Source organism: Rhodopseudomonas sp. BR0C11, from assembly GCF_010820945.1.
GTDB classification, from domain to species: domain Bacteria; phylum Pseudomonadota; class Alphaproteobacteria; order Rhizobiales; family Xanthobacteraceae; genus Rhodopseudomonas; species Rhodopseudomonas palustris_H.
On sequence record NZ_QTKI01000214.1, the window covers coordinates 1 to 8,103 of the forward strand.

Sequence of the window (8,103 nt, forward strand, 5' to 3'; positions counted from 1 at the left end):
TGACGATGGTCTCCATCAGTTGATCGCAGATCACCGGCGCGAGGCCCTCGAGCGGCTCGTCGAGCAGCAGCACGGTCGGCTTGCCGAGCAGCGTGCGCGCCAGCGACAGCATCTGTTGCTCGCCGCCGGAGAGCTGCATGCCGCCGTGGTTGCGGCGCTCCGCAAGGCGCGGGAACATCGCGTACACCGACTCGAGTTCGGACCGCGGCCGGCCCTTAAGTCCGGTGAACAGGTTTTCCTCGACGGTGAGCGAGCGAAACACGTCGCGAGTCTGCGGCACGTAGCCGAGCCCTGCGGCGGCCCGCGCATAGGTCTTCAGCCCCGTCACCTCGCGCTCGCCGACCCGAACCGTCCCGCCCTTGTGGGTGGTCAGTCCCATCAGCGTCGCCAGCAGCGTGGTCTTGCCGACACCGTTGCGGCCAAGCACGGTCAGCCGCCCGCCTGCCGGCACTGCAAAGCTGATGTCGCTGAGGATGCTCACCGAGCCGTAGCCGGCCGCGAGACCTTGAACCTCAAGACGTGCGGCGGGCATCGGCATAGTTTCCCAGATAGGCCGCACGGACGGCGTCGTTTTCCTTCACCTCGGCGGGCGTGCCTTCGAAGATCAGCGCGCCGTTCGCCAGCACCAGCACGCGCCTCGCAAATTTGAACACCAGATCCATGTCGTGCTCGATCATCAGGATCGCGATCTCCGGCGACATCCGGCCGATCGCTTCGAGAATCCGCGGCGACTCGTCGTGCGGCACGCCGGCCGCCGGCTCATCCAGCACCAGCACCCGCGGCTTCATGGCAAGACCGATCGCCAGATCGAGCAGCCGCTGCTGGCCGTAAGCCAGCTTGGTCACCGGCGTCGTCGCCAGATGTCCGATGCCGAGCAGGCTCAGCACGCTTTGCCACTCGTCACGGACGTCGGCCTTATCCATCACCGAGGAGAACATCCGCTTGGTCAGGCCGCGGCGCTGCATCACCGCCAGCGCGACGTTCTCGGCGACCGTGAGGCTGGTGAACAGCCGCGTCACCTGGAAGGTGCGTACCAAGCCGCCGCGGACGCGCTCAGGGATCGACGCGGTGGTGACGTCCTGGCCCGCCAGCAGGATACGGCCGTCGGACGGCGCCAGGTCTCCGGAGAGCTGATTGACCAGCGTGGTCTTGCCGGCGCCGTTCGGCCCGATCAGCGCGACGCGATCGCCGCTCGACAGCGAGAAGGAGACGTCGTCGGTGACACGCAGACCGCCGAACGATTTCGACAAACGCTGGACCTCGAGCAGGGTCGTCATCGCGCCGCCCTCGCCTGCCGGAAATCGCCGATCCGCCGGGTCACTTCATTGACCAGCCCCTTGGGGAAGAACAGCACCACTACGATCAACAGCACGCCGACCAGGATCATCCAGTGGAACGGGCTCGCGGTCGAGACGTAGTGGTGAAACAGCTCGAACAGGATCGCGCCGATCAACGCGCCCCACAGATTGCCCGCGCCGCCGAGGATCAGCATGATCAGTGCTTCGGCGGAGCGTTCGAAGCCGACGCTGTCGAGGCCGACCACGCCGGTATTAATCGCGGTCAGCGCACCGCCGAGACCCGCAACTGCGCCGGCGACGCAGTACATCACCACCAGCCGCGGATACACCGAAACGCCGATCATCCGCGTCCGCAGCGTGTCGTCCTTGATGGCACGGCACATCAGCGCGAACGGCGAGCGGGCGAACCGCAGCAGAGTCACCATCGTCACCAACAGCACGATCACCGAGAACACGTAGCCGGTGCGGCCGAACATATCGAAGTTGAAGATTCCAAACACCGGGCTCGGCGAGATGCCGGCGAGGCCATCGCTGCCGCCGGTGATCGACGACAGCTTGTTGGCGAGCGCGGCGACGAGCTGGCCGAACGCGATCGACAGCACGAGCTGAGGCAGACCGCGGAAGCGTGTCACCAGCAGGCCCGAGACCAGCCCGGTGGCGGTGCCGGCAAGCGCACCGATCAGCAGCATCAGGATCGGATCGGTGATGCCGGCGAGACAGAAATTGCCGGCCGCATAGGCGCCGACGCCGAACAGCGCCGCATGGCCGAGCGTGGCGACGCCGCAATAACCCGTGACAAGATCCAGCGAGATCACCAGGAAGGCGAGGCCGATCACCCGGATCAGGAAGGCGAGATCGTCGGGATAGACGAAATACCCGATCGCTCCGAGCACGGCGATCACCGCGGCGGCGATCAGGTCGTTGCGAAGACCGGCCCAGGCCGACGGCGCAGCGGTGACGGACAAGGTCGCCATCTTAGTGCGCCTTTCCGAACAGGCCGTGCGGGAACACGTAAACGATCACAATCACCGCGACATAGAAAAAGAACTCGCCGAACTCGGGCGCCAGATATTTGCCGGTGGTGTCGGCGAGGCCGAGCAGCAGCGACGCCGCCATCGCACCGGTGACGGAGCCGGCGCCGCCGACCGAAACCACGACCAGGAAGGTCACCATGTAGCGCAGCGCGTAGAACGGCTCGACCGGCAGCAGCTCGGCGCCGACCACGCCACCAAACGCGGCGAGGCCGACGGCCAGCGCGAAGGTTGCCGAATAGACGATCTGGGTGCGGATACCGAGCGCCTCAGCCATATCGCCGTTGTCGACGGCCGCGCGCAGCCTGACGCCAAACTCGGTCTTCTCGATCATCAGCCACAATGCCACCGCAGTCACGACACCGCAGCCGATCACGAACAGCCGGTGCGCCGGGATCATGCGAAAGCCGAGATCGAACGGTCCCTTCAGCATCTCCGGCAGTGGGATCGGCTTCGAAGTCGGGCCGAAAATGTAGTTGGCGATGCCGACGATGAAAAAGGTGATGCCGATCGTCAGCAGGATCTGGGTCAGTTCATCGGAGCGACGATAGATCCGCCGGTACAGCAGAAATTCGAACGGCACCGAGATGATCACCGCACCGATCACAGCGATCAGGATGGCGATCGGATAGGATACGCCGAGCGAGGTCAGCGCGAACGAGGCGAGGTAGCCGCCGATCATCGCGAACGCGCCGTGTGCGAGATTGACCACCCGCATCAGGCCCATCATGATCGACAGGCCGATCGAGATCGTGAACAGCACCATGCCGTAGGCCAGTGCGTCCGGCAGGATTCCGAGAATCGTCCTCATCACAGGGCCGCTGGCGCGGACGACGCCGATTCCGTTCGATTGGATCCAGCCTTCACAATCTCACTCCCGACTCGACTTCACGCCGCTTTGCAAGAGCGCCTCACCGATTGATCGAGGCGCTATCGCCCATTCCACATTGCACTGTGTCCTCATCCTGAGGAGCCCGGCGAAGCCGGGCGTCTCGAAGGATGGGGCCACGCGTTCCTTGCGGCCCATGGTTCGAGACGGCGCTTCGCGCCTCCTCACCATGAGGTGGTGGTCGCGGCAACCAGCCCGACAGCCAGCCTGATTCTACGACGAACTGAACCGATCTAGTCGACCGGAGCCCTCCGCGCCAAGTCACGAACGAAGGCGCGAAGGGCTCAAAGTTTCGGCTTACTGCTTAACAAGTCCCCAGTCCGGCTGATCCTTGAAGGTCTCGATCTCCTTGTTGATCAGCTTGCCGTCCTTCTTTTCCACTTCGCGCAGATAGACGCTCTGGGTGATGTGGCGGGTGGTCGGATCGATCGACACCGGGCCGCGCGGGCTGGTCCACTTCATGCCTTCGACAGCCTTGACCGCCTTCTCGGGATCCTGCTTGCCGCCGGTGGCCTCGATCATCTTGTAGATCAGACGGGCACCGTCATAGGCCGCGACCGAGGTCATGGTGACGTCGCTGAGCTTGGCGCCACCCTTTTCGAGCTGGGCCAGGAACGCCTTGTTCTCGGGCGAGTCGTGCGACACCGCGTAGTGATAGGTCGACAGGATGCCGATGCCGGAATCGCCGATGTTCGGCAGATCGGGCTCCGTCACTACGTCGCCGGTCGACATCAGCTTGACGCCGCCCGCCTTGAGGCCGTTGTCGATGTAGGCCTTGACGAAACCGAGGGTCGGCGGACCGGCCGGCAGGAAGGTGAAGATCATGTCGGCGCCGGAATCCTTGATCCGCTGCATGATCGGGCCAAAGTCGGTGGTGGCGAGCGGCATCCGGATCGCCTCGACGACGCTGCCGCCTTCGGCCTCGAAGGTCTTCTTGAACGCGGTCTCGGCGTCGATGCCCGGACCGTAATCGCTGACGGCGATCGCGACCTTCTTGGCGCCCTTCTGCTTGGCGACCTTGGCGGCGGGCACGGTGTTCTGGAACATCGTGAACGAGGTGCGGACGATGTAAGGGCTCTTTTCGGTGATCGAGGAGGTCGCCGCGTTCAGCACCACCATCGGCACCTTGGCTTCCTGCAGCAGCGGCGCCACCGCCATCGCGTTCGGCGTGAAGTACAGGCCGGCGATGTACTGCACCTTCTCCTTGACGATCAGCTCCTGCGCCAGCGCCTTGGACTGCGCCGGATTGGGCGAGACCTCGTCGCGATAGACGAACTCGACGGTGTGGCCGCCGACCTTGTTGCCGTGCTCGGCGACCCAGGCGTCGATGCCCATTTTGAAGTTCTGGCCGAACAGCGCGTATGGCCCGGACATGGTGCCGATCACGCCGACCTTGATGGTGTCGGCGTGGGCGCCTGCCGCGACGAACGACAAGGCCGCGGCCGCGCAGACCGATCGAAGTCCCTTCATGTTGTGCTTCCTCTCCTCTGGCTGACGAAATTGGTGCCGCTGATCGCTAGAACATCTCGAAATATTCGCGCTGCTCCCACTCGGTGACTTCCGCCTGGAAACGCTCGATCTCGGCATTCTTGATGAAGGTGTAGTAGTCGATGAACCCGTCGCCCATGGTGGTGCGGAAGAACGGATCGTCGCGCAGCGCGAAGATCGCCTCGCGCAGGGACTTCGGCAGCAGGTCCGCCTGGGTCTCGTAGGGTGTGTCCGCCGAAGGACCCGGATCGAGCTTGCGGTCGACGCCGTCGAGGCCGGACAGGATTTGCGAGGCCATATACAGATACGGATTGGCCGCCGGCTCGCCGACCCGGTTCTCCATCCGGGTGGCGCGGTCGCCGGGACCGCCGAGGACGCGGATCATCACGCCGCGATTGTCGCGGCCCCAGATCGCGCGATCCGGCGCCAGCGAATACGAGCGATAGCGCTTGTAGCCGTTGATCGTGGGCGTAGTGAACACCGTCGCGGCGCGGGCGTGATGCAACAGACCGGCGAGATAGTGTCTGCCGAGATCGGACAACACGTCGGTCTGCGACACGAAGGCGTTGCTGCCGTCGGTCCGCGACACCAGCGACTGATGCAGGTGCCAGCCCGACGACACCACGTTGGGAATCTTCGGCCGGCACATGAAGGTGGCGTGGTAACCGTGGCGGCGGCAGATCTGCTTCACCGCGCTGCGGAACAGCACCATCAGGTCCGCAGGCATCAGCCCGACGGTGGGCTGGAAGGTGAATTCGCACTGGCTCGGCCCGAACTCGACTTCCATCGAGCGCAGCGGCAGGCCGAGTGCCATCACGTCGTGACGGATCAGGTCGAGCACCGGCTCGATCTGATCGTAGCGCTGCTCGGTGAGATACTGATAGCCGTGCGACAGCAGGCTGACGCTCGGCGGCTCGCCGGGCTGGCCGGCGTGCTCCGGCGACATCATCACGTCTTCGAGCTTGAAGACGTGAAATTCGACTTCGAGCCCGGCCATGTAGTCGTAGCCGCGATCGGCGAGTTGCTTCAGCACCGACCGGTAGAGGCCGCGCGTTGCGAACGGCACCGGCTGACCATTGCCGAAATACAGATCGCACAGCACCCAGCCGGTCTTCGGCGCCCAGGGCAGGACGCGGAAGGTGGTCGGATCAGGCAGCATGATGGCGTCGGCGCCGCCTTCCATCTCCTTGATGCCGAAGCCGCCGCCGGCCTTGAACACCGGAAACACGGTGCGATGCGAGGTGTCCTTGCACAGCATCGTGGTGGTGATCGAAGCGCCGCTGTCGAGACAGCTCAGCGCTTCGGCGGCGATCAACGTCTTGCCGCGCAGGATGCCGTGCTGATCGGGGAACGAGAACCGAATGGTCTCGAGCCCCTGTTCTTCGGCGATCCGCCGTACCCGCGCCGCTGCTTCGATCTGCTCGTCGGACCAGAGGCCGTACTTCTCAACCAGACTCAACGTTCGATCCTCGATCCGTTGCCGCGCCGTCTCATTCTGCTGCCGTCAGATGCGGCACCTTCGCCGCGATCTCGGACGGCACCGGCGCGGCCCACGGCGCGCCGCGGCGACGCTTGACGTCGACCTCCATCCAATAGGTTTCCCAGCCGCGGCTCGGGCCGATGCCGTCCATCGTGGCCGGCCCCTGGATCGCGCGGGCCGCGGCCTCGTCGAGCGCCAATAGCGGCTTGGCGCCGGAGGCGGCCTTTTCGATCTCCTGCCGCAGCAGCCGACGATACTGAATGATCGCCTTGTCGGACTGCCCGAGATGTTCGCGGGTGCGATCCTGGATCGCGCCCATCGACTCCACCGCCCACTGATCGTGAACGTTGATGTCGAGACCCATGCCGGTGTAGGTCGACGTCGCCTGCTCGTGCGGATCGAAACCGTAATCGTTGGTCTTGTTGCGGCGCGACTTGTAGTCCGGCAGCTCGTACAGTTCGAGGCGCTGATCGCGCATCTTCACCTTGTCGACCGGCGCAGCATAGCTGGTGAAAATCGCGTACCAGTAGCAGTTGGTATCGTCGACCGGGACGTGCCATTGCGTGATCGTCATCTCGGTGCTCATCGGGATGACGAAGCCGTGCGGGAACAACTGATTGGTGACGCGAACGTGGGTGCGCTCGTCGTCGATCTCGCGCAGCGCGATCAGCCGCAGGCCGTATTCGGTGTGTTCGACATTGATGATCGGGCGATCGTATTCGCGCAGCACCTTGGTCATCGGCAGATCGCTGCCGGCAGATGCGCCGCGGAATTGCTTGCCGTAGGCCTGCGAAGTGTCCTCATCCTCGAAGAAGCGGTGCAGGAACGAGGCGTGCGCCGGATCGATGCCGACCTCCAGCGCCTGCAGCCAGTTGCATTCCATCAGCCCCTTGAACGCGAACACATGGGTGTCGGGCGCGATGAAGCAATCGATCTCCGGAAACGCCGGCGGCTCGCCCGCGCCGAGATAGGCCCACAGAATGCCGCCCTTCGCGACCACCGGAAACGCGCGCTGCTTGATGTTCTTGCACAGCGGCGAGCCGGCCGGCTCGGCGGGGGTGTCGATGCAGTTGCCGTCGACATCGAACAGCCAACCGTGGAAGGCACAGCGCAGGCCGCCGTTCTCCAGCCGCCCGAACGCGAGATCGGCGCCGCGATGCGGGCAATCGCGATCGATCAGGCCATAGCGGCCGGTCTCGTCCTTGAACAACACGAAGTCTTCGCCGAGCAGCCGCACCGGCTTGATCGGGCGTGCGCCCTCCAACTCATCGACCAGCGCCGCCGGCTGCCAATAGGCGCGCATCAGCTTGCCGCACGGCGTCCCCGGCCCGACCCGGGTGATCAGATCATTCTGTTCCTGGCTCATCATGGCGTTGGCCTCCTTCGCGCAGCCTCGACGGGCCGCTTGTTGTGAGCGCAGGAGCGATCGCGGGTCAGCGAGCGCAACAGCTGGCCGGTGCCATAGCCGCTCGAATTGATCCTGACCATCATCCGCCCTGCGCAACAAAACGTTCGATAGACGAACATTCGTTCGTTTCGAATGAAACTGCCTCTAAAGAGCATTTCAGGCAAGAACAAATTCTCCGCGTTCCGTGCCTATGAGGATGGCAGCCGCCTTAGTTGCCGGCGAACTTGTGTTCGTTGAGCGAACAATCGTATAGCTCAGCGCTCAAAGGTCGCGGCGCCCGCCGTCAGCACCCCGCCTCAACCCCACACCGAAGTACCCGCATGCCCAAACTGAAACGAGCCGCCGACGATGTGCCAAGCGAGGGTGCCGAGTTCATCGAAAGCCTGTCGCGCGGCCTGCGGGTGATCGAAGCATTCGGCGCCGAGAAGCGGCCGATGACGCTGAGCGATGTCGCCAAGGCGTGCGGCCTGCCGCGCGCCACCGCGCGGCGCATCCTGCTGACGCTGCAG

At 64.5% G+C, this 8,103-nt stretch carries 8 protein-coding genes; 1 reads left to right on the top strand and 7 read right to left on the bottom strand.

Annotated elements, in window-relative coordinates:
• The 7 genes from DYI24_RS16325 to DYI24_RS16355 form a co-directional block, all read right to left on the bottom strand.
• On the bottom strand, positions 1 to 532 hold a 532-nt coding region (locus tag DYI24_RS16325; protein WP_164573045.1), incomplete at its 3' end, for an ABC transporter ATP-binding protein.
• Entirely contained in the window at positions 513 to 1,277 is a 765-nt protein-coding gene (locus DYI24_RS16330; RefSeq protein WP_164573046.1) for an ABC transporter ATP-binding protein, read from the bottom strand. The genes DYI24_RS16330 and DYI24_RS16325, both read right to left, overlap by 20 nt.
• The gene (locus DYI24_RS16335; protein WP_164573047.1) at positions 1,274 to 2,272 is read right to left on the bottom strand and encodes a branched-chain amino acid ABC transporter permease; all 999 of its coding nucleotides are present in this window, start codon (positions 2,270 to 2,272) and stop codon (positions 1,274 to 1,276) included. The genes DYI24_RS16330 and DYI24_RS16335 overlap by 4 nt, the downstream gene beginning before the upstream one ends.
• A gap of 1 nt (position 2,273) precedes the next feature.
• Complete coding sequence (locus DYI24_RS16340) at positions 2,274 to 3,140, bottom strand: branched-chain amino acid ABC transporter permease (RefSeq protein ID WP_107343157.1); 867 nt, start codon at positions 3,138 to 3,140, stop codon at positions 2,274 to 2,276.
• Positions 3,141 to 3,515: 375 nt separating this feature from the next.
• The gene (locus DYI24_RS16345) at positions 3,516 to 4,688 is read right to left on the bottom strand and encodes an ABC transporter substrate-binding protein (protein WP_107343156.1); all 1,173 of its coding nucleotides are present in this window, start codon (positions 4,686 to 4,688) and stop codon (positions 3,516 to 3,518) included.
• Between the two features lie 46 nt (positions 4,689 to 4,734).
• A complete protein-coding gene (locus tag DYI24_RS16350) occupies positions 4,735 to 6,165 on the bottom strand; it encodes a glutamine synthetase family protein (protein WP_107343155.1) in 1,431 nt (476 codons plus the stop codon).
• A 31-nt stretch (positions 6,166 to 6,196) separates the two neighbouring features.
• A complete protein-coding gene (locus tag DYI24_RS16355) occupies positions 6,197 to 7,555 on the bottom strand; it encodes an aromatic ring-hydroxylating dioxygenase subunit alpha (RefSeq protein WP_107343154.1) in 1,359 nt (452 codons plus the stop codon).
• A 359-nt stretch (positions 7,556 to 7,914) separates the two neighbouring features.
• On the opposite strand from DYI24_RS16355, the gene DYI24_RS16360 reads away from it, so the two are divergent.
• The coding region (locus DYI24_RS16360) for a helix-turn-helix domain-containing protein (RefSeq protein WP_164573048.1) at positions 7,915 to 8,103 on the top strand (189 nt) is incomplete at its 3' end.

Bases quoted from the DNA above. Each gene is read 5' to 3' on its own strand.
- DYI24_RS16330 (WP_164573046.1), bottom strand. From the start codon at position 1,277: ATGACGACCCTGCTCGAGGTCCAGCGTTTGTCGAAATCGTTCGGCGGT.
- DYI24_RS16335 (WP_164573047.1), bottom strand. From the start codon at position 2,272: ATGGCGACCTTGTCCGTCACCGCTGCGCCGTCGGCCTGGGCCGGTCTT.
- DYI24_RS16340 (WP_107343157.1), bottom strand. From the start codon at position 3,140: ATGAGGACGATTCTCGGAATCCTGCCGGACGCACTGGCCTACGGCATG.
- DYI24_RS16345 (WP_107343156.1), bottom strand. From the start codon at position 4,688: ATGAAGGGACTTCGATCGGTCTGCGCGGCCGCGGCCTTGTCGTTCGTC.
- DYI24_RS16355 (WP_107343154.1), bottom strand. From the start codon at position 7,555: ATGATGAGCCAGGAACAGAATGATCTGATCACCCGGGTCGGGCCGGGG.